Origin of the sequence: Enterobacter sp. BIDMC92 (genome assembly GCF_001030225.1) — a bacterium.
GTDB classification, from domain to species: domain Bacteria; phylum Pseudomonadota; class Gammaproteobacteria; order Enterobacterales; family Enterobacteriaceae; genus Enterobacter; species Enterobacter sichuanensis.
This window is the reverse complement of the sequence record NZ_KQ087598.1, coordinates 487,874-511,707: the sequence shown is the minus strand read 5'-3', so window position 1 is coordinate 511,707 and position 23,834 is coordinate 487,874. Positions and strand designations below refer to the sequence as shown.

Below are 23,834 nucleotides of genomic sequence, written 5' to 3'. Positions count from 1 at the left end.
CACGATCGGAATAATGAAGGTAAAGTCTGTCGGCTGCGAAACGTTTCATGCTTTGTCGGTCGCAATGACGCTTATCACATGATCGCCGGATGTCAGTACGCTCGGCGGCGTCCATGCCCAGGCCCCATTACTGTCCACCGTCACGCTGGCGACGGTGACGCCGTCAATAATGATCGACAGCGTTGAACCCGGCTCGGCGGTTCCGCTGAATTCCGGCGCCAGACTCAGGGCTTCATGGTTGTTCTCCGGATCGGATGCGCTAAGCATGACACCCGGCGCATTCACCACCGTATCAATTTCAAAATTGATGCTGGAATTGGTGCTGTTACCGGCCCGATCAACCGCCGTGACGGTAATGGTATACGTTCCGTCAGCCAGATCGTTGAGCGTGGTCGACCAGCTGCCGTCCGCCGCTGGCGATAACGTCAACGTCTGGACGACTTCACCTTTATCGTTAGTGACCGTCACCGTCAGCGTGGCATCCTTATCCGTTACGCCGCCAAACGTTGGCGAGGTATCACGGGTCAGGTGGTCGGTCTGCGAAACCCCTGTATCCGATGCTGCGGCAAGATTCAGCGACAGGACAATCGTGGTATCAATGGTGAAGTTCATGCTGCTGTCAGCCGTGTTGCCCGCCTTGTCGGTGACAATCACTTTTGCCGTATAGCCGCCGTCCGCCAGTTTCGAAGGCGGGGTAAATGTCCATTGGCCATTATCACCCATCGTTGCCGCGTATTTTACGCCCTTGATCTCGACATAAACGGTTGCGACATCCTGAGGAATATTCGACAGGTTAAACGTCGGCTGCGCATCTTTGGTGAGGTTATCCGTATTGCTAATACCGGAATCACTGGCATCATCCATATCAATACCCGGCTGCGGGATCTGGGTATCAATAGTGAAGGTGATGGTTTGGGTCGTACTGTTCCCCGCCGCATCATACATTTTGACAGTCGCCGTCCATGTGCCGTCTGCCAGCGCATCCGGTGTGAAGATCCACTCTCCCTGCGCGTTTTTCTGCAGCTCGTGACTGTGACCATCCAGCGTGACGGTAACCCTGGTTAACTCTTCAGCGGCGCTTACCTGTAAACGCGGCGCAGACACGTTGGTCAGGAGATCCGTTGCGCTTTGCCCGGTGTCATCCAGTAAGACAACCGAAGGAGACGAAATAACGGTATCAATAACGAAGTTATAGGTTGTTGAATTGCTATTTCCTGCCTTATCCGTAAAGGTGACAATGAGGTTATAAGCCCCATCGGTCAGATTAGTAGGCAGTTGCCACACGCTGGTATCCGTATCCAGTGTCCAGGTGTTTTGACCCAGCTTGACCTTAATACTGGCGACATCATCAGGTATGCCGCTGATTTTGAAACCAGGGGATGTTACGTTGGTGATATTGTCCGCAGTATCCCCACTGTTGCTTGCGCCATCCAGTGTAACCACAGGGGCGGCACAAACTGTATCGACGGTAAATGACATTGACGCTGACTTAGTATTTCCTGCGTCGTCTTCGGCCTTAATGGTAATATTGTAGGTTCCATCAGCAAGCGCGTCTGCAGCTGGCAGCTGGAAGCTCCATACCCCCTCCTTCAAACTGGCATTGTATGTTTTATTGTTTACCGTCACCGTCACCATGCGTACATCACTATCGATATTACTCAGCGTAAAGAACGGTGTCGTATCATTGGTTAAATGATCGTTTGAGGATATGCCTGTATCGCTCTCCGCCGCTAAATCAATCGTCGGCACATTTAATGTGGTATCAACTTCAAAACTCAGCGTCGTACTGGCGGTATTGCCCGCTTTATCGACAACCGATACCACCAACGAATATTCACCATCGGCCAGGGTGGATGGCGTAAATAACCAGCGACCCGATCCATCTTTCGACAAAATGGAAGGCTGTCCATTCAACGTAACGGTCACTGACACTACATCTGCAGGAACTGTGACTTCAAAGGTTGGCGCATTGTTCCTGGTGATATTATCGGTATCCGAATATCCGGTATCGTCACCTGCAACAAAATCAACCGAAACGGATGTCTGCGTATCAACCGTGAAGACAAGCTGAGACTCTTTCGTATTGCCCGCTTTATCCGTCACCGTTGCTGTCAGGGTATAACAGCCGTCAACCAGCGGCTGGTCAGGTGTGAAACTGACCGGCAGTGAGGTTAAATCCACATGATACTGTTTACCGTTTAACGTTACCGTCAGGCTATACACGTCTTTATCGATCGAGCCAAATTCAAAGGTCGGCCGGGTGTTACTGGTGTAGTTGTCTGCCGAACTGCTGCCGGTATCATCCGCATCACGCAGATCGATGCTCACCGGATTAAGCGTGGTATCAACCGTAAAGGTAAAGCTGCTATTCGCGGTGTTACCGGCCTTGTCGGTTACCGTCACCACCAGCGTGTGCTCACCGTCAGATAGGGCAGCATCCGGCGTATAAACCCATTTGCCATTGACTTTGCTGAGAAGAATAACGCTACCACCGTCCAGAGTGACCGAGACATGGGTAACATCATCCGCCACGCTGATATCAAATGTCGGCAGCGTGTCATTGGTCAGCCGATCATCACCTAAATAACCGGTATCGTCGGACATGGTAATGCTGTCAATGGTCACAGTGGTATCGACAGTAAAGTCCAGATCCGAGGCGCGGACGTTTCCGGCTTTATCCGTCGCCGTCACCACAATGGTGTAATCTCCGTCAGCCAGATCCCCGGCGGGCTGGAATACCCACTCCCCCTGCGCGTTCTTCGTCACAGGGTAGTCAACACCATTCAGCGTAACTACAACCTGCCAGATATCGCTGTCAATGTTAGAGATAACAAACTCAGGGCGTTTGTTTGATGTGATATTGTCTTCTGCGCTATCGCCGGTATCCGATGTCGCCCTCAGATCAATCACCGGCGTCGTTAATGTCGTGTCTACGGTAAACGACATCGTCTTCGTCTGGGTATTTCCCGCACGATCGTGAACCTCGACCGTCAGGTCGTAAGTCCCATCCGCCAGAGAGGATGGCGGCGTGAAAATCCAGTTACCGCTCGCATCCTTGACTAAGGTAGAAGATTTTCCGTCCAGCTTAACGATGACGGAGGTCACATCGCTGTCAATATTCGTAATGACAAACGACGGTTTATTTTCAGCCGTCAGGTGGTCACCGGCGTTATATCCCGTATCATCCCCTGCGACAAACTCGATATCCGGCATCGATAACTGGTTATCGAAGGTGATCTTTTTGCTACTGCTCGTGGTATTCCCCGCCGCATCCTCTACCGTCACGTTCAGCGTATAGTCGCCGGACGTAGAGAGCACAGGAGACGTTACCGTCCATTCTCCGTTAGCATTTTTCACCACGGTACACTGCATACCGTTAATGGTCGCAGTAACGCTAATCACATCCTCTGAGGTGGTGACACGAAAACAGGCTGGCTGGCATTGGTAATACCGTCCGTTGCTGAATCCCCGGTATCATTCGTCAGGGTAATCATATTGATATCAACAGTGGTATCAACGGTAAAGCTGTACGAAGTTGTTCTCTGATTACCGGCCTTATCGGTGACTATCGCCTGCAGCGTGTACTCGCCGTCGGCCAGTGCCGTCGCCGGTGTAAAGATCCAGCTTCCGTCCGCCTGAACGGTAATGGGCGTTCTTACGCCATTCAGGATAACCTCAACGCTATAGACATCCTCCGGGATATTGCTGAATTCAAACGAAGGCATTGTATTGTTTGTCACATCATCACCGGCAACGCCGCTGTCATCCTTCGCACTCATATGAACCGTCAGCGGCTCAAGCGTCGTATCGATGGTGAAATTCTGTTCGCGATCGGCCGTGTTACCGGCTTTATCCGTTACAGTGACGTGCAGCGTATAGTCGCCATCGCTCAGAGCAGACGGCAACGTCACGATCCATTTACCGTCCCGGAAAACAGCCTCTGCTGACACAGAACCTACCGTGACGGTCACCTTTTGCGCATCAGCAGGCGCCGTGATCGCGAAGGTCGGCTTCGTCTCATTGGTCATCCAGTCGTTAAGGACGCCGGTATCGCTTTGCAGCTCAATAGCGTCTACGCTGGTGACGGTATCAATCGTCAACGACAGGGTTGTCGTGCGGGTGTTCCCTGCATCATCCGTCACGGTCAGTTGCGCTTGCCATATGCCGTCAGGCAGATCAACCGGTACGGTGAACGTGCCCGTGTTGCCAGTTATCGTTACAGGCCACGACTGACCGTTGATGGTTAGCATGACACTGACCACATCGCTGTCGATATTGCCAATCGTGAACGTTGGACGAACGTTGTTAGTAATATTATCCGAGTTGCTGAAACCCGAATCACTTTCACTCGCAAGCGATAATGTCGGGACAGAAAGCGTGGTATCGACCGTAAACGTCTTATCCTGCTGGCTGGTGTTCCCTGCCTTATCCGTGACAACGACAGAGAGTGTATGGGCGCCATCTGTCAGCTCTGAAGCCGTGAAGTGCCAGGTGCCATCCGCCTGCTTTGACGCATTGCCCGCAGCTTTACCATCAATCATGATCACCACGTGCGTGACGTCTGCGGGCACGCTGATGGAGAACGCCGGGGTATTCACATTGGTCTGGCCATCCGTTGTGCTTGATCCGGTGTCATCCAGCAGTTGAATATTGTTGATGGCCGTTTTGGTATCAATCTCGAAGTTAAGGGCATCGGATGTCTGCTGGTTACCCGCTACGTCTTTCACGGTGACGGAGATCTGATACTCTCCATCCCCCAGATTCACCGGACACGTCCAGAGTCCCTGCTTATAGTCCGCTGCGGCCACGCTCCAGCTTTCTTCAAATGAACCGTCGCTGCTGCGGATCACAATAGTGATGGTGTCACAGTCGTTAACGTCAATGGCCCCCATCTGGAACTGAGGCCTGGTGACATTCGTCAGATTATCGGTCTGGCTGTCTCCGGAATCGGACCCGGCGACAAGATCTACCGTTGGTTTAGCGACAGTGGTATCAATCGTGAAGTTGTACTGGCTTTCAGCACTGTTGCCTGCGATATCGACAACCGTCACCGTCGCCGTCCAGGCACCGTCGGCCAGCTCATCAGGCAGGGTAAAGGAGGAACCTTTGCTCAGATCAACAACGTATTCTTTCCCGTTACTTAACGTCAGGGTAATACTCGCCACATCGTTTGGAATATTGCCGAACGTGAATGTTGGGGTCGTATCCGAGGTATAGCGGTCTGTTGAGCTACTTCCGGTATCCGAATCCTTATCAAGGGTAATCGTGACCGGCGCAACAACCGTATCGATGGTGATATTCAGCGCGGTAGAGGTCGCGATATTTCCTGCATCATCAGTGACCCTGACCGTTATGCTGTAATCGCCGTCCGCCAGTTCCGGCGCGGTGAAGGTCCACTGACCGTCCACCTTCTGCGCGTTGTATGCCGTGCCGTTAATCAGCACCTGCACTTCCGTCACGTCCGCATCGATATTGCCCAGCGTGAAGGCCGGGGTATTGTCGCGGGTAATGTTGTCCGTGGCGCTGCTACCCGTGTCGGACGCGTCAGTCAAATCGATGGTCGGGACCGACAGGGTGGTATCCACGGTGAAGGTCTGGGACGAGGTCGCGGTGTTGCCCGCCACATCTGTCACCGTCACGCTGATGCTGTGATCGCCATCCAGCAGTTTCCCTGATGCAATATGCCATTCACCGGCCGCATCCTTTGTCGCCGCCACTGGCGTGCCGCCATCGATACTGACCATGACGCTGAGCGCATCCGCATCAGTATGGATATTAAAGGTTGGCAAATTGACGTTAGTCTGCTTGTCTCCCGGTACGCCAGTATCCTCATTCAGGGTAATCACTGGCTCCGAGATGGCGGTATCGATAGTCATATCCAGCGCAGCCGAACTCTTCGTATTGCCCGCATCGTCCGTCACCTGCACGGTGACGGTATATTCCCCGTCCGCCAGCGTCGGCGCGGTGAAGGTCCACTTACCCCCCACCAGTACGGCATCATACGCGGTGCCGTTAATCAGCACCTGCACGCTGACGACATCCGCGTCGATATTGCCCAGCGTAAAGGTCGGGGTATTGTCGCGGGTAATGTTGTCCGTGGCGCTGCTGCCCGTATCGGAGGCGTCCGTCAGATCGATAGTGGGTACCGACAGGGTGGTGTCCACGGTGAAGTCCAGCGACGAGGTCGCGGTGTTACCCGCCACATCGGTCACCGTCACGCTGATGCTGTGATCGCCGTCTGCCAGCTCCTTGCTGTTAATTTGCCACTTTCCGTCTGCATCTTTCGTCGCCGTCACCGGCGCACCGCCGTCAATGCTCACCATTACGGTGACCGCATCGCGGTCGGTGGTGATGGCAAAGCCCGGGGTGGCGTCGTTCGTCTGGTTATCGCCCGGCGTGCCGGTATCATCGCTGAGAGTGATGACCGGCGCGGCCGTGACGGTATCAATGGTCACATCCAGCGCGGCGGAACGCTTCGTGTTACCCGCGTCGTCCGTCACCTGTACGGTGATGCTGTATTCCCCGTCCGCCAGCGCCGGCGCGGTGAAGGTCCACTGGCCGTCCTCCTTCTGCACGTCATACGCGGTACCGTTGATCAGCACCTGCACCCTGACGACATCCGCGTCAATGTTACCCAGCGTGAAGGTCGGGGTGCTGTCCCGGGTGATGTTATCTGTACTGCTGCTGCCCGTGTCGGAGGCGTCCGCCAGATCGAGGGTCGGGACCGACAGGGTGGTGTCCACGGTGAAGTCCAGCGACGAGGTCGCGGTGTTACCTGCCACGTCAGTCACCGTCACGCTGACGCTGTGCTCGCCGTCCGCCAGCTCCTTGCTCTTAATATGCCACTGCCCGTCCGCGTCTTTCGTCGCCGCCACAGGCGCGCCGCCGTCAATGCTGACCATCACGGTCACCGCATCGGCATCCGTGGTGATGGCAAAGCCCGGGGTGGTGACGTTAGTCTGGTTATCGCCTGCCACGCCGGTGTCATCACTCAGGGTGATAACCGGTTCTGCCGTGACGGTATCGATGGTCACATTCAGCGCGGCGGAGCTCTTCGTGTTGCCCGCATCGTCCGTTACCTGCACGGTGATGCTGTATTCACCGTCTGCCAGGACCGGCGCGGTGAAGGTCCACTGGCCGTCCACTTTCTGTGCGTCATACGCCGTGCCGTTAATCAGCACCTTCACCGTAACGACATCCGCGTCGATATTGCCCAGCGTAAAGGTCGGGGTACTGTCGCGGGTAATGTTGTCCGTGGCGCTACTGCCCGTATCGGAGGCGTCCGTAAGATCGATAGTGGGTACCGACAGGGTGGAATCCACGGTGAAATCCAGCGACGAGGTCGCGGTGTTGCCTGCCACGTCAGTGACCGTCACGCTGATGCTGTGCTCGCCGTCCGCCAGATCCTTGCTCTTAATATGCCACTGCCCGTCTGCATCTTTCGTCGCCGCTACCGGCGCGCCGCCGTCGATGCTCACCATTACGGTGACCGCATCGCGGTCGGTGGTGATGGTAAAGCCCGGGGTGGCGTCGTTCGTCTGGTTCTCGCCAGGCGTACCGGTATCATCGCTGAGGGTGATAACTGGCACCGCGGTAACAGTATCGACGGTCACATCCAGCGCGGTGGAGCTCTTCGTGTTGCCCGCATCGTCCGTTACCTGCACGGTGATGCTGTATTCACCGTCTGCCAGCTCCGGCGCGGTGAACTGCCACTGACCGTCCACCTTCTGCGCGTCATACGCCGTGCCGTTAATCAGTACCTTCACCGTGACGACATCCGCGTCAATGTTATCCAGCGTAAAGTTCGGGGTACTGTCCCGGGTGATATTGTCCGTGGCGCTGCTGCCCGTGTCGGACGTGTCCGTCAGGTCAATGGTCGGGATCGACAGGGTGGTGTCCACGGTGAAGTCCAGCGACGAGGTCACGGTGTTACCTGCCACGTCGGTCACCGTCACGCTGAGGGTGTGCTCGCCGTCCGCCAGCACCTTGCTGTTAATATGCCACTGCCCGTCCGCGTCTTTCGTCGCCGCCACCGGCGCGCCGCCGTCGATGCTCACCATCACGGTCACCGCATCGGCATCCGTGGTGATGACAAAGCCCGGGGTGGTGACGTTAGTCTGGTTATCGCCCGGGGTACCGGTATCATCGCTCAGGGTGATAACCGGCACCATTGTGGCGGTATCAATGGTCACATCCAGCGCGGCTGAGCTCTTCGTATTGCCCGCATCGTCCGTCACCTGTACGGTTACGGTATATTCCCCGTCCGCCAGCGCCGGCGCAGTGAAGGTCCACTTGCCTCCCACCAGTACGGCGTCATACGCCGTACCGTTAATCAGCACCTGTACGCTGACGACATCCGCGTCGATATTGCCCAGCGTAAAGGTCGGGGTGCTGTCCCGGGTGATGTTGTCCGTGTCGCTGCCGCCCGTGTCGGAGTTAGCATCCAGATCAATGGTCGGGACCGACAGGGTGGTGTCCACGGTGAAGGTTAACGTGTCAGAGGTGGCGGTATTGCCCGCCGCATCGGTTACGGTCGCCACAACCGTATGCTCGCCGTCGTTCAGCGCGGAGCTGTCGATATGCCATTTCCCGTCTGCATCTTTCGTCGCCGCCACCGGCGCACCGCCGTCGATGCTGACCATCACGGTGACCGCATCGGCATCCGTGGTGATGGCAAATCCCGGGGTGGCGTCGTTGGTCTGGTTATCACCCTGAACGCCGGTATCATCGCTGAGGGTGATGACCGGCGCGGCCGTGACGGTATCTACGGTCACATCCAGCGCAGCGGAGGTGCGGGTGTTGCCCGCGTCATCGGTCACCTGCACGGTGATGCTGTACTCACCGTCCGCCAGTTCCGGCGCAGTGAAGGTCCACTGACCATTCACCCATTCGACGTCATACGCCGTGCCGTTGATCAGCACCTGTACCGTGACGACATCCGCGTCGATATTGCCCAGCGTAAAGGCCGGGGTGGTGTTTCGCGTGATGTTATCTGTACTGCTGCCCGTGTCGGAGGCATCCGTCAGGTCAATGGTCGGTACCGACAGGGTGGTGTCCACGGTGAAGGTTAACGTGTCAGAGGTGGCGGTATTGCCCGCCGCATCGGTTACGGTCGCCACAACCGTATGCTCGCCGTCCGCCAGCTCCTTGCTGTCGATATGCCACTTCCCGTCCGCGTCTTTCGTCGCCGCCACCGGCGCGCCGCCGTCGATACTCACCATCACGGTCACCGCATCGGCATCCGTGGTAATGGCAAAGCCCGGGGTGGCGTCGTTGGTCTGGTTATCACCCTGAACGCCGGTATCATCGCTGAGAGTGATGACCGGTACGGCCGTGACGGTATCTACGGTCACCTCCCGCGCGGCGGAGGTGCGGATGTTGCCCGCATCGTCCGTTACTTGCACGGTGATGCTGTATTCACCGTCCGCCAGCTCCGGCGCGGTGAACTGCCACTGGCCGTCCACCTTTTGCGCGTCATACGCCGTGCCGTTAATCAGCACCTGCACCCTGACGACATCCGCGTCGATATTGCCCAGCGTAAAGGTCGGGGTGCTGTCCCGGGTAATATTGTCCGTGGCGCTGCTGCCCGTATCGGACGCGTCCGTCAGGTCAATAGTCGGTACCGACAGGGTGGTGTCCACGGTGAAGTCCAGCGACGAGGTCGCGGTGTTACCCGCCACGTCAGTCACCGTCACGCTGACGCTGTGCTCGCCGTCTGCCAGATCCTTGCTGTTAATATGCCACTGCCCGTCCGCGTCTTTCGTCGCCGCCACCGGCGCGCCGCCATCAATGCTGACCATCACGGTCACCGCATCGGCATCCGTGGTGATGGCAAAGCCCGGGGTGGTGACGTTAGTCTGGTTATCGCCTGCCACGCCGGTGTCATCACTCAGGGTGATAACCGGTTCTGCCGTGACGGTATCGATGGTCACATTCAGCGCGGCGGAGCTCTTCGTGTTGCCCGCATCGTCCGTTACCTGCACGGTTACGGTATATTCTCCGTCCGCCAGCTCCGGCGCGGTAAAGGTCCACTGACCGTCCACCTTCTGCGCGTCATACGCCGTGCCGTTAATCAGCACCTGCACCGTGACGACATCCGCGTCGATATTGCCCAGCGTAAAGGCCGGCGTATTGTCGCGGGTGATATTATCTGTGCTGCTACTGCCCGTATCGCTGGCATCGGACAGATCCACCGTCGGAATTGACAGGGTGGTGTCCACGTTAAACGCCAGGTAAGAGGATGCCGTATTGCCCGCCACGTCGGTCACCGTCACGCTGATGGTGTGATCGCCATCGCTCAGTTCGCCGCTGGTGATGTGCCATTGCCCGTCCGCGTCCTTCGTCGCCGCCACCGGCGCGCCGCCGTCGATGCTCACCATCACTCTGATCACATCCGTACCGGTGGTGATGGCAAAGCCCGGGGCGGTGTCGCTGGTCTGATTATCCCCCAGGGTACCGGTATCATCACTCAGGGTAATGACCGGCACCATTGTGGTGGTATCGATGGTCACATCCAGCGCGGCGGAGCTCTTCGTGTTGCCCGCATCATCCGTTACCTGCACGGTGATGCTGTATTCTCCGTCTGCCAGGACCGGCGCGGTAAAGGTCCACTGGCCGTCGACTTTCTGCGCGTCATAGGCCGTGCCGTTAATCAGCACCTTCACCCTGACGACATCCGCGTCGATATTGCCCAGCGTGAAGGTCGGGGTATTGTCGTTGGTGATATTATCCGTTGGACTGATACCACTGTCTGACTGATCGGTCAGGTCGACCGTCGGCACCGAGAGGGCAGTATCCACGTTAAAGGTCAGAGATGAGGTCGCGGTGTTACCCGCCACATCGGTCACGGTGACACTAATGGTGTGATCGCCATCGCTCAGTTCGCCGCTGGTGATGCGCCACTTCCCGTCCGCGTCTTTCGTCGCCGCTACCGGCGCGCCGCCGTCGATGCTCACCATTACGGTGACCGCATCGGCATCCGTGGTGATGGCAAAGCCCGGGGTGGTGACGTTAGTCTGGTTATCGCCCTGAGTACCGGTATCATCACTCAGGGTGATAACCGGCTCAGCCGTGACGGTATCAATGGTCACATCCAGCGCGGCGGAGCTTTTCGTGTTGCCTGCATCGTCCGTTACCTGCACGGTGATGCTGTACTCGCCGTCCGCCAGTTCCGGCGCAGTGAAGGTCCACTGGCCATTTACTTTCTGCGCGTCATACGCGGTACCGTTGATCAACACCTGCACCCTGACGACATCCGCGTCGATATTGCCCAGCGTAAAGGTCGGGGTACTGTCCCGGGTGATATTGTCCGTGGCGCTGCTGCCCGTGTCGGAGGCGCCCGTCAGGTCAATGGTCGGTACCGACAGGGTGGTGTCCACGGTGAAGGTTAACGTGTCAGAGGTGGCGGTATTGCCCGCCGCATCGGTTACGGTCGCCACAACCGTATGCTCGCCGTCGTTCAGCGCGGAGCTGTCGATATGCCATTTCCCGTCTGCATCTTTCGTCGCCGCCACCGGCGCACCGCCGTCGATGCTGACCATCACGGTGACCGCATCGGCATCCGTGGTGATGGCAAATCCCGGGGTGGCGTCGTTGGTCTGGTTATCACCCTGAACGCCGGTATCATCGCTGAGGGTGATGACCGGCGCGGCCGTGACGGTATCTACGGTCACATCCAGCGCAGCGGAGGTGCGGGTGTTGCCCGCGTCATCGGTCACCTGCACGGTGATGCTGTACTCACCGTCCGCCAGTTCCGGCGCAGTGAAGGTCCACTGACCATTCACCCATTCGACGTCATACGCCGTGCCGTTGATCAGCACCTGTACCGTGACGACATCCGCGTCGATATTGCCCAGCGTAAAGGCCGGGGTGGTGTTTCGCGTGATGTTATCTGTACTGCTGCCCGTGTCGGAGGCATCCGTCAGGTCAATGGTCGGTACCGACAGGGTGGTGTCCACGGTGAAGGTTAACGTGTCAGAGGTGGCGGTATTGCCCGCCGCATCGGTTACGGTCGCCACAACCGTATGCTCGCCGTCCGCCAGCTCCTTGCTGTCGATATGCCACTTCCCGTCCGCGTCTTTCGTCGCCGCCACCGGCGCGCCGCCGTCGATACTCACCATCACGGTCACCGCATCGGCATCCGTGGTAATGGCAAAGCCCGGGGTGGCGTCGTTGGTCTGGTTATCACCCTGAACGCCGGTATCATCGCTGAGAGTGATGACCGGTACGGCCGTGACGGTATCTACGGTCACCTCCCGCGCGGCGGAGGTGCGGATGTTGCCCGCATCGTCCGTTACTTGCACGGTGATGCTGTATTCACCGTCCGCCAGCTCCGGCGCGGTGAACTGCCACTGGCCGTCCACCTTTTGCGCGTCATACGCCGTGCCGTTAATCAGCACCTGCACCCTGACGACATCCGCGTCGATATTGCCCAGCGTAAAGGTCGGGGTGCTGTCCCGGGTAATATTGTCCGTGGCGCTGCTGCCCGTATCGGACGCGTCCGTCAGGTCAATAGTCGGTACCGACAGGGTGGTGTCCACGGTGAAGTCCAGCGACGAGGTCGCGGTGTTACCCGCCACGTCAGTCACCGTCACGCTGACGCTGTGCTCGCCGTCTGCCAGATCCTTGCTGTTAATATGCCACTGCCCGTCCGCGTCTTTCGTCGCCGCCACCGGCGCGCCGCCATCAATGCTGACCATCACGGTCACCGCATCGGCATCCGTGGTGATGGCAAAGCCCGGGGTGGTGACGTTAGTCTGGTTATCGCCTGCCACGCCGGTGTCATCACTCAGGGTGATAACCGGTTCTGCCGTGACGGTATCGATGGTCACATTCAGCGCGGCGGAGCTCTTCGTGTTGCCCGCATCGTCCGTTACCTGCACGGTTACGGTATATTCTCCGTCCGCCAGCTCCGGCGCGGTAAAGGTCCACTGACCGTCCACCTTCTGCGCGTCATACGCCGTGCCGTTAATCAGCACCTGCACCGTGACGACATCCGCGTCGATATTGCCCAGCGTAAAGGCCGGCGTATTGTCGCGGGTGATATTATCTGTGCTGCTACTGCCCGTATCGCTGGCATCGGACAGATCCACCGTCGGAATTGACAGGGTGGTGTCCACGTTAAACGCCAGGTAAGAGGATGCCGTATTGCCCGCCACGTCGGTCACCGTCACGCTGATGGTGTGATCGCCATCGCTCAGTTCGCCGCTGGTGATGTGCCATTGCCCGTCCGCGTCCTTCGTCGCCGCCACCGGCGCGCCGCCGTCGATGCTCACCATCACTCTGATCACATCCGTACCGGTGGTGATGGCAAAGCCCGGGGCGGTGTCGCTGGTCTGATTATCCCCCAGGGTACCGGTATCATCACTCAGGGTAATGACCGGCACCATTGTGGTGGTATCGATGGTCACATCCAGCGCGGCGGAGCTCTTCGTGTTGCCCGCATCATCCGTTACCTGCACGGTGATGCTGTATTCTCCGTCTGCCAGGACCGGCGCGGTAAAGGTCCACTGGCCGTCGACTTTCTGCGCGTCATAGGCCGTGCCGTTAATCAGCACCTTCACCCTGACGACATCCGCGTCGATATTGCCCAGCGTGAAGGTCGGGGTATTGTCGTTGGTGATATTATCCGTTGGACTGATACCACTGTCTGACTGATCGGTCAGGTCGACCGTCGGCACCGAGAGGGCAGTATCCACGTTAAAGGTCAGAGATGAGGTCGCGGTGTTACCCGCCACATCGGTCACGGTGACACTAATGGTGTGATCGCCATCGCTCAGTTCGCCGCTGGTGATGCGCCACTTCCCGTCCGCGTCTTTCGTCGCCGCTACCGGCGCGCCGCCGTCGATGCTCACCATTACGGTGACCGCATCGGCATCCGTGGTGATGGCAAAGCCCGGGGTGGTGACGTTAGTCTGGTTATCGCCCTGAGTACCGGTATCATCACTCAGGGTGATAACCGGCTCAGCCGTGACGGTATCAATGGTCACATCCAGCGCGGCGGAGCTTTTCGTGTTGCCTGCATCGTCCGTTACCTGCACGGTGATGCTGTACTCGCCGTCCGCCAGTTCCGGCGCAGTGAAGGTCCACTGGCCATTTACTTTCTGCGCGTCATACGCGGTACCGTTGATCAACACCTGCACCCTGACGACATCCGCGTCGATATTGCCCAGCGTAAAGGTCGGGGTACTGTCCCGGGTGATATTGTCCGTGGCGCTGCTGCCCGTGTCGGAGGCGCCCGTCAGGTCAATGGTCGGTACCGACAGGGTGGTGTCCACGGTGAAGGTTAACGTGTCAGAGGTGGCGGTATTGCCCGCCGCATCGGTTACGGTCGCCACAACCGTATGCTCGCCGTCGTTCAGCGCGGAGCTGTCGATATGCCATTTCCCGTCTGCATCTTTCGTCGCCGCCACCGGCGCACCGCCGTCGATGCTGACCATCACGGTGACCGCATCGGCATCCGTGGTGATGGCAAATCCCGGGGTGGCGTCGTTGGTCTGGTTATCACCCTGAACGCCGGTATCATCGCTGAGGGTGATGACCGGCGCGGCCGTGACGGTATCTACGGTCACATCCAGCGCAGCGGAGGTGCGGGTGTTGCCCGCGTCATCGGTCACCTGCACGGTGATGCTGTACTCACCGTCCGCCAGTTCCGGCGCAGTGAAGGTCCACTGACCATTCACCCATTCGACGTCATACGCCGTGCCGTTGATCAGCACCTGTACCGTGACGACATCCGCGTCGATATTGCCCAGCGTAAAGGCCGGGGTGGTGTTTCGCGTGATGTTATCTGTACTGCTGCCCGTGTCGGAGGCATCCGTCAGGTCAATGGTCGGTACCGACAGGGTGGTGTCCACGGTGAAGGTTAACGTGTCAGAGGTGGCGGTATTGCCCGCCGCATCGGTTACGGTCGCCACAACCGTATGCTCGCCGTCGTTCAGCGCGGAGCTGTCGATATGCCATTTCCCGTCTGCATCTTTCGTCGCCGCCACCGGCGCACCGCCGTCGATGCTGACCATCACGGTGACCGCATCGGCATCCGTGGTGATGGCAAATCCCGGGGTGGCGTCGTTGGTCTGGTTATCACCCTGAACGCCGGTATCATCGCTGAGGGTGATGACCGGCGCGGCCGTGACGGTATCTACGGTCACATCCAGCGCAGCGGAGGTGCGGGTGTTGCCCGCGTCATCGGTCACCTGCACGGTGATGCTGTACTCACCGTCCGCCAGTTCCGGCGCAGTGAAGGTCCACTGACCATTCACCCATTCGACGTCATACGCCGTGCCGTTGATCAGCACCTGTACCGTGACGACATCCGCGTCGATATTGCCCAGCGTAAAGGCCGGGGTGGTGTTTCGCGTGATGTTATCTGTACTGCTGCCCGTGTCGGAGGCATCCGTCAGGTCAATGGTCGGTACCGACAGGGTGGTGTCCACGGTGAAGGTTAACGTGTCAGAGGTGGCGGTATTGCCCGCCGCATCGGTTACGGTCGCCACAATCGTATGCTCGCCGTCGTTCAGCGCGGAACTGTCAATATGCCACTTCCCGTCTGCATCTTTCGTCGCCGCCACCGGCGCGCCGCCGTCGATGCTGACCATCACGGTCACCGCATCGGCGTCCGTGGTAATGGCAAAGCCCGGGGTGGTGTCGTTGGTCTGGTTATCATCCTGAACGCCGGTATCATCGCTGAGAGTGATGACCGGCGCCGCGGTTACGGTATCGACGGTCACATTCAGGGCGGCGGAGCTCTTCGTGTTGCCCGCATCGTCCGTTACCTGCACGGTGATGCTGTACTCACCGTCTGGCAACTCTGGCGCAGTGAAGGTCCACTGACCATTCACCCATTCGGCGTCATACGCCGTGCCGTTAATCAGCACCTGTACCGTGACGACATCCGCGTCGATATTGCCCAGCGTGAAAGCCGGGGTATTGTCGCGGGTAATATTGTCCGTGGCGCTGCTGCCCGTGTCGGACGTGTCCGTCAGGTCAATGGTCGGTACCGACAGGGTGGTATCCACGGTGAAGTCCAGCGACGAGGTCGCGGTGTTACCCGCCACATCGGTCACCGTCACGCTGAGGATGTGATCGCCGTCCGTCAGCGTGCTGCTGGTGATATGCCACTTCCCATCTGCGCCCTTCGTCGCTGCCACCGGCACACCGCCATCGATGCTGACCATCACGGTCACCACATCAGGATCCGCAGTGATGGCAAAGCCCGGAGTAGTGACGTTGGTCTGGTTGTCGCCCAGGGTACCGGTATCGTCGTTGAGGATGATCACAGGGAGGGAGACGCTGGTGTCCACCGTGAAGGAGAGCGCCGCCGAGGACTTCGTGTTACCCGCGTTGTCCGTTACCTGAACAATAATGCTATAGTCACCTTCCGGAAGTTCTGGCGCGGTAAATTGCCAGACGCCACCCACTTTCTGAACCGTGTACATCGTGCCATTAATGGATACCTGAACATCAACCACATCGGCATCGATATTGCTAAAAGTGAAGGTCGGTGTTGTATCACGGGTGATATTATCGGTGCCGCTGCTGCCCGTGTCTGACGAATCCGCCAGATCAACCACAGGCGTTGTTACCCAGGTATCAATAGTGACCTGAATTTTTTCAGAAGAGGCGGTATTGCCCGCTACGTCCGTGGCAGTGATGGAGAAAATGTAACTACCATCGGCCAGTACTTGCGATGCTGTGAGGGTATAGGTCCATTTGCCGTTTGCATCCGCAGTCGCTTTACCAATCGCCTTCCCGTCTTCATAAATCGTAATGGTAGAGAAGGCTTCAGCTGTGCCGGAGAAAGTAGGCAACGTACTATTGGTGATACGATCCGTGGAGCTCGCCCCACTGTCACTGTCCAGCTGAATGGTTGGTGTATCAATGACGCTATCGACAGTGACGGTCATTGTTGTGGAGTTAGCGCTGTTACCCGCCGTATCCGTCGCTTTCACCATCACACTGTGATCGCCATCAGACAGGCTTTGGCCTTCCGGCACCCGATAATTCCAGATGCCATTTTTATCAGCAACAACCTGGCCGACCAGTTTGCCATCAATATAAATCTCAACGGTGGCATTCGCTTCAGCCGTCCCCGTCAGTAACGGGTGGGTATCCTTTGTTATGCCGTCATTGCTGGATGAGCCCGTATCGGATGCTGCATCCAGTTGTACCGAAGGTGTTACGGTGATCGTATCGATGACTAACTCATAGGTGCTGCTCGCTGTATTACCGACTTCATCGCGAGCCTCAATGGTGAGCTTATAATCGCCGTCAGAAAGCGCTGGGTTAGGGTCATATTCAAACTGCCAGTTGCCGTTCGCGTCCGCCCGCGTGGTGCCGATGACTTTACCGTCAACTTTCAAAACAATGGTGGCGTACTTTTCCGCCGTACCGACAATCGAAAGATTGTCGTTTTGCCGGGTAATCCAGTCAGTCTGACTGATGCCTGTATCATCCTCAGCCAGCAAGTTTGCCGAAGGAGCCAGGGTTCCAGTATCAATGTTGAAGGTATACTCGGCAGACGAAGGGGAAATATTACCTGCGAGATCCTGGGCATAAGCCGTGGCGGTATGATTTCCGTCTGCCATAGAGGACGGCATCGTAAAGGACCAGCTACCATCAGCACCAGCGGTCACCGAACCATAGGCTTTACCATCAATATAGATAATCACCGTACTGCCTGGTTCAGCCTTGCCGGTGAACGCCGGTGTGGTGTCGTTGGTCAGAATATCACCGGAGAGTGAGACGACGAAATTATCCAACTCAAGCGTAGGGGCAGCAGGAGGTATCGTATCAATCGTGTATTCATAGGTGAATGTTTGCTGGTTGCCCGCATAATCCGTGACGGTGATCGACAGTTCGTTATTACCTTCAACGGAAGCCTGCGCGAGGGTAAAGCTGAAGTTACCGCTTTGTGAGGCGTCAATCTCAATCGTTTCCCCGGTCATTAAGTTGGTGATGACGATATGACTCGAAGGATCGGTTTTACCCGTAAATGACGGATGCACGTTGTTGGTGTAATTATCGCCCGCTATGCCGCTGTCAGATTGACTGTTCATCGACAGTGAAAAGGCGTCAATATTCGTATCTACCGTTATATCAAGCGTCGCCGAAGAGGTATTACCGGCACGATCGGAAGCCACCACCTGAATGGTATAATCGCCATCTTTCGTGATTTTATTATCGGGTAGGGTATATGACCAGTTCCCCATGGCATCCACCGCAACATCGGCGACTTTATAGCCATTCAGATACAACTCAATCGTTGAATTTGGCTCTGCACTACCATGCAAGGTAGGGGTTTTATCATTGGTCAGATGGTCATCCTGCGACATACCGGTATCGCTGGCTTCATCAAGAAGAATGATCGGCGTTTCCGGAGGGATGGTATCCAGCGTAATCATGCCGCTGGTCGTCGCGCTATTTCCTGCTTTATCGGTTGCGACGATGTCAATGTTGTTGATACCTTCGCTGAGCTCTGAGCCGCTGAACTGATAAGACCATTGTCCCTTCGAATCTACCGTGACCGTAGCCAGTAAATGACCATTCGTGTAGATACTTACCTGCGAACCAGCTTCAGCTTCCCCGACAATTTTCGCATTGCTAAATCGGGTCAGGTTCTCGCCCTCAATTCTGTCCGCCTCAGGAATAGCATATTGATCGTCAAGCTCGAAGGTTGGAGCCTCAATGGTGGTATCAATGGTCACCAGAATTTTGGCGCTACCGGAGCCGCCTTTGCCATCGGAGACATCAACCTGAACAGTGTGTTCGCCATCCGGCAAAAATGAGGAGGTGAAAGAGAAATTCCCCATGGCATCGGCCACCGTAACGGCAACAACAATACCATCAATACGCAAAGCGACCGTTAAACCCGGTTCAGTGGAGCCCACAAAGAGTGGAGTGGTGATATTCGTGATATTGTCATTTTTGGTGCCGGAGTCACTCGCCTCATCCAGTTTCAACGAAATATCAATGGGCTTTTGATCAACAGGCGTCGAATCGGAGGACTTCGAACTGGACGAACTCGATGAACTGGATGAATAATCTGAGAATTGTAAGCGGCTGGCTTCCGCTACGGACTCATCAACATATTTCTTTTTATAGAGGTTTCCCCCTTCCTGCCCTTCAATGTCGGACTGAGGTGTAGCCCCGTTCTGCGTGTTATTTTGGGCTTTGTCATTGAGAAACTCTTCAAGCTGTCGCTCAACATCCTCTGATGCTTTTCGGGCTTCTTCGGCTTCAGCACGCATTTTCTCAGCTTCTTGTTTCAGCTGCGCGGCCTCTTTTTTCGCCTCTTCAATGCTTTTGGCGTCAACGTCACTTAGCTTACCGATATTATCTTTAAGGACATGCTCTTGACGCTGGTCCGATAATGCAGAGTCAAGTCTTTCCAGTTCCAGATTACTCAGGTCAACTGATTTCAGGAGGTCCTGACCAGAAATAATTGTCCCCTGAAACTTAAAGGTTACGCTATTTTTATCGAGGCTCGAAAAGAGGGCGCCGTTAACAACGTTAACCTCTTTATTACCTGGGAAAATAAACTTAAAGTCGGTCCCACTAATGACAACTTTGGCATTTTCCATTTTACCGTACTGTTGTAAATCAACAACAGAATCATTATTTACAAAAATAGTATTGCTCATATTATCACCCTGGTTGATGAGTCATTTTTGTATCAGTAAGGACCGGCTCACTGAAAACTTGTTGTGCACCGCGCAGCAATGGCGAAGCGAGATATTTTAAAATACTATGGTTACCCGTAATGACATAAGCGTCGACGGCCATACCAGGCTTAATTGATTCGCGGTCTTTCTCAGCAATATCAAACACGACAATAGCCTTATAATATCTAACCATATTACCGTTTATTGACTCTTCATAAGAGTCCGGACTAATTTGTTCAACCTCACCTTTATAAGGCTTGGCGCTGGAAAGGATAAAAGACAATATTTTTACATTTGCCTCACCGCCGACAAATATCTGGTCACGATCTTTTGGCTGAATTTTAACCTCAGCAATCATCCTGGTTGACATGGGCTTTATTTCAAAAAGCGCATCGGCGGCCTGAATAACCCCACCTTTAGTAAACGCATTTTTGTTAATTTTATAAATCACCCCATCAACCGGTGAGTGCACGCTGGAATCACTCATTTGCTTTGACAGCACCGTCATCGCCGATTTATTCAGCGAGGCTTCACGTTGCGCATCGACAAGGTTTTTCGATAGCGTATTACGAATGGCATAATAATTGTCATCGATTTCACCCCGGGTGACCTTGATCTCTTCTTTTTTCGCGACCATCTGACGTTCTAGCTCAATAATCTCACTCTTCAGGCGAACGGCAGCCTGTTTCTTTGCCAGAAACGTGGTGTAAGAACTGATCCCTTTTTTTACCAGCGGCGAAAGAAGATTAACTTCCTCCTGCACCAGAGAAAGTTCGCTGTTCTTACTGACCCGTGCCAAACCAAGTTGTTCAATATCCGAGTTTAAGCTCGCGACTTTACTCTCTTTGGTCCGCTCCTGGCTGATAAGCAACTGAATGTTGCCAATAAGATCCTGATTCGTCAGCACCGTCGTATCAAAGTCTTTGAGATCACCTTTCCAGGCCAGAACACTATTAAGCTCTTTGATATAGACGGTCAGATATTCACTTTGTGCTTTCACATGTTCATATTCTTTCTGGATATCAAAGTTCGTTGTTTCGGCGAGAATTTGACCTTTTTTCACATAATCCCCTTCCGCTACATGAATAGCATCAATCGTTCCTCCTTTAGAAAGAGAAACGACCTGGGTATTATCCTTTGTGATGATCACACCGTTACCATGCACAACCGAGTTGATTTTGATAAAGGCAAAGAGTGTCAAAATCAACAACGTCATAACGATGATGACCATCATAAGATGGTCACTTTGTTTTCTGTTCATTGCGTTAAGGCGCCACTCCGGGGCTGTATTTCTCCTGGCGTCAGATAAAGTTCGGGTAGCAATTTTGCTAACTGTGTCATCTGATCCAGCTTCGCCTGATAGATTGCAAACTGCGATTCAATCATTGTCAGATGCGCCTGGTAGTGTTCATTTCTACTGGAGATAAAATCGAGTAATGATTTTTGCCCGAGCTTAAACTCCTCTTTATACAACTCTATCAATTTACCGGCGTTTTCATACGAGCGCGTTGAGATCACTAATGAATCAGCTCCCGTCTGGTATTTTGAAACAGAGGCATCAACGCTATTACGCGAACGAATTAAGAAATCATCCAACCCAAGTTTTGCCTGCGTGTATTTGGCGCTAAATTTTGCCGCTTCAGATTGATTTTTAAAGCCGTTAAAAATATTGATTCCAACTTTAACACCGACTTTAAATTCATCCTGATAATCACTTTGTTGCGCGTCCTTCGACGGCGAGTTATCGGTATAACCAGCATTAAAATCAACGACGGGATAGTTGGCGGATTTTGCAGCGGAATAATCAGCAGAGGCTGCAGCCACGGCCTTATTCAGTGAAAGATAAGTAGGGTTATCTTTCATGATTTCCTTCATGACGTCGTCTTTGTGTACATTGAAAATGTACTTATTGAAAAACTCAGGCAGTTTCCCAAGATTATCAGCGGTGACGTAATCGCCGGTCATGTTACGCAGCATCATGAGCTGCGTATCCAGCTGGGCCCGGTAGTTCAACTCCTGCGTGCTCAGTGAATCAATAGAGACCTGTACCTTGCGAATATCAGACTGCATCGCAGCGCCAGCGCTGATTAACTCGGAGAAATCACTGAGCATTTTTTTGTAGAACAATTTCTCACCGTCAATGACGGCCAGAATCTGGCGGGTCTTTTCCACTGCCAGGTAAGCATCTGACGTTTTCTGCGCAACGGTTAACAACTCTTGTTGAAAATCGTACTGGCTGGCCGCTTCCTGGTGCTTAGCCTTCTCAATATTGCTGCTTCTGACGCCAAAATCGGCAACGCGATAGCTCAGAGTTAGCTTGTTCTCAATGTTTTGTTCATTGTCATGCTCATCCGTCTTTTTACGCATCGCTTCGGAGGAAGCATCCAGGGTTGGATAGAGTGACGCCTTGCTCATGTTGGTTTCCTGGTGACGCATCTCTGTTTCCCAGGACGCCATCGCCACGGAAGGCTGTGTATTCAACGCATGAATAATTAAAGTACGAAGCGGCAAGGTACCTGCCGTCGTGTCAGCCTTTACGCTCAGCGAAACAGGTAAAAGCCCTGCTGAAAACAGCAGTGCAATTAATCGCATATTCATTTATTTTCCTGCCCTTTAATGACATTGATTTCCTTTTGCAAACTTCTGTGCATCCCTGCAATTTGCCCAAGCAGTGGTTCAAATGTCTGAGATTGGCTTTCAAGCGTGGCCAACGTTTCAACATGACGATGCGCGCTGGCGTGCTCCATCCCCTTAACGGCGTCGTTCATATCCTGCATCTGTGCTGACTGAGCGGTAAAATAGCGATCGGCCACAGCAGACATCTCTCCGACTGTCGCCTCAACATGGCTGATGCTTTCACCGGCGCTTTGTACGGCTTCCTGCAACGTTTCCTGCTGGCTAATCACCGTACCAACGGCTTCTGTCTGTTCCACCAGTTGACTCTGAAGCTGTTGCTGACCTGAATAAATCGCATTTTGATTCAGGCTGATCGTTTCCAGCTGTTCATGCTGACCTTTGAGGAACTGAGTACTCTCCTGAATACCCTGCTCAATAGAGCCCAACGTTGCATAGCTAAGCGAAATGCCACGATCAATTTTTTGCATGCTCTCAGCCTGATCCTGAACAGCATTTACGAGACGTTCGTAAAAAATTCCGCTGTTGCGTGACGCTTCAGTACTGGTATCAAGCAGCAACTTCAGGCTGCGATTACTTTCGCTAAAGGCGCCAGACAGACGTTCCTGCCAGGCAAACATGCCTTCTTTGAAATCCTTAATGACATCATCAAGATCGGTGATGATTCGCAGCGTTTTTGTCTTTTCAACCACAGGCTTTTTACGCCCGCGGCACTCACGCACAAAGTCCAGGCGCGCATTACGAAGATCGATCGATAAACGGACAAATTCACCGCGCAAGAATGAACACACAATGTTAAGCAGAATGGCGCTAACCACCCCGTAAATAGAGGAGACAAACGCGGTGTTCATCCCTTTCAGCGGTTCAGAAAGCGAGGAGACCACGTTGACGATAATGCTCAACGTATCCGCCTCGTTACCGCCGGTTATTTGAGATTTCTCAAGCAGCGTGATAACCGAAGCGATCGTCATCGACAGCCCAGCAAACGTACCCAGCAGACCAATCATGGTCGACAGGTTTGCACAGGTCATCACACCCGCCAGACTTTGGTTCTGCTTGCGGTTAACGCTGTTATCCATGCTCTCGTAAAGCGAGGCAATGGTGTCGTCATCCAGGCCATGGGCAGGAGAGAAAACGATCTTATTCGCGTCGCCAAGCAGATAAGAGTGCTTTTCGGCATTTTTCTTTCGCAGGACGCTGACACATTTCGCAATTTCAATGAACGAGAAAATAACGACGCCGCAACCTGTTAAATAGAGCACAATAATAATTGAGCTGTAAAAGGCGGCAACGTGCCATGTATCAATCACATAGTCATAAATAGCGGGTATGCATAATACGGCGGCAGGCAAGAACACAAAAACCAGCGCCAGAATAAAAGCATGGTATCTTTTTAAAAAATTCATAAAAAATCATTCGCTCCGGGTAATAACAGCGCTATTACTTAACGTTGTCGCATCATTTACAACAGAAATGGATATTTCATCTTGTGGGTATTTTCCTTTGAGGATTTTCAACAGAATAACCCCTCGTTCATAC

5 protein-coding genes are annotated in these 23,834 nt (G+C 54.7%); all 5 read right to left on the bottom strand.

The window, feature by feature from the left end:
• Window positions 1–45 precede the first annotated feature (45 nt).
• Genes SP99_RS23015 through SP99_RS23010 form a run of 5 tightly spaced genes read right to left on the bottom strand, consistent with a single transcriptional unit; the run spans window position 46 to window position 23,701 of the window.
• Complete coding sequence (locus SP99_RS23015; protein WP_053060130.1) at window positions 46–3,402, bottom strand: Ig-like domain-containing protein; 3,357 nt, start codon at window positions 3,400–3,402, stop codon at window positions 46–48.
• The gene (locus SP99_RS02355) at window positions 3,399–19,640 is read right to left on the bottom strand and encodes an Ig-like domain-containing protein (protein WP_047957625.1); all 16,242 of its coding nucleotides are present in this window, start codon (window positions 19,638–19,640) and stop codon (window positions 3,399–3,401) included. Before SP99_RS02355 ends, SP99_RS23015 begins: the two co-directional genes overlap by 4 nt.
• Window positions 19,641–19,644: 4 nt before the next feature.
• The gene (locus SP99_RS02350; RefSeq protein ID WP_047957624.1) at window positions 19,645–20,922 is read right to left on the bottom strand and encodes an HlyD family type I secretion periplasmic adaptor subunit; all 1,278 of its coding nucleotides are present in this window, start codon (window positions 20,920–20,922) and stop codon (window positions 19,645–19,647) included.
• Window positions 20,919–22,259, bottom strand: coding sequence for a TolC family protein (locus SP99_RS02345; RefSeq protein WP_053060129.1), 1,341 nt, complete (start codon window positions 22,257–22,259; stop codon window positions 20,919–20,921). The genes SP99_RS02350 and SP99_RS02345 overlap by 4 nt, the downstream gene beginning before the upstream one ends.
• A complete protein-coding gene (locus SP99_RS23010; RefSeq protein WP_053060128.1) occupies window positions 22,256–23,701 on the bottom strand; it encodes a MotA/TolQ/ExbB proton channel family protein in 1,446 nt (481 codons plus the stop codon). The genes SP99_RS02345 and SP99_RS23010 overlap by 4 nt, the downstream gene beginning before the upstream one ends.
• Window positions 23,702–23,834: the final 133 nt, after the last annotated feature.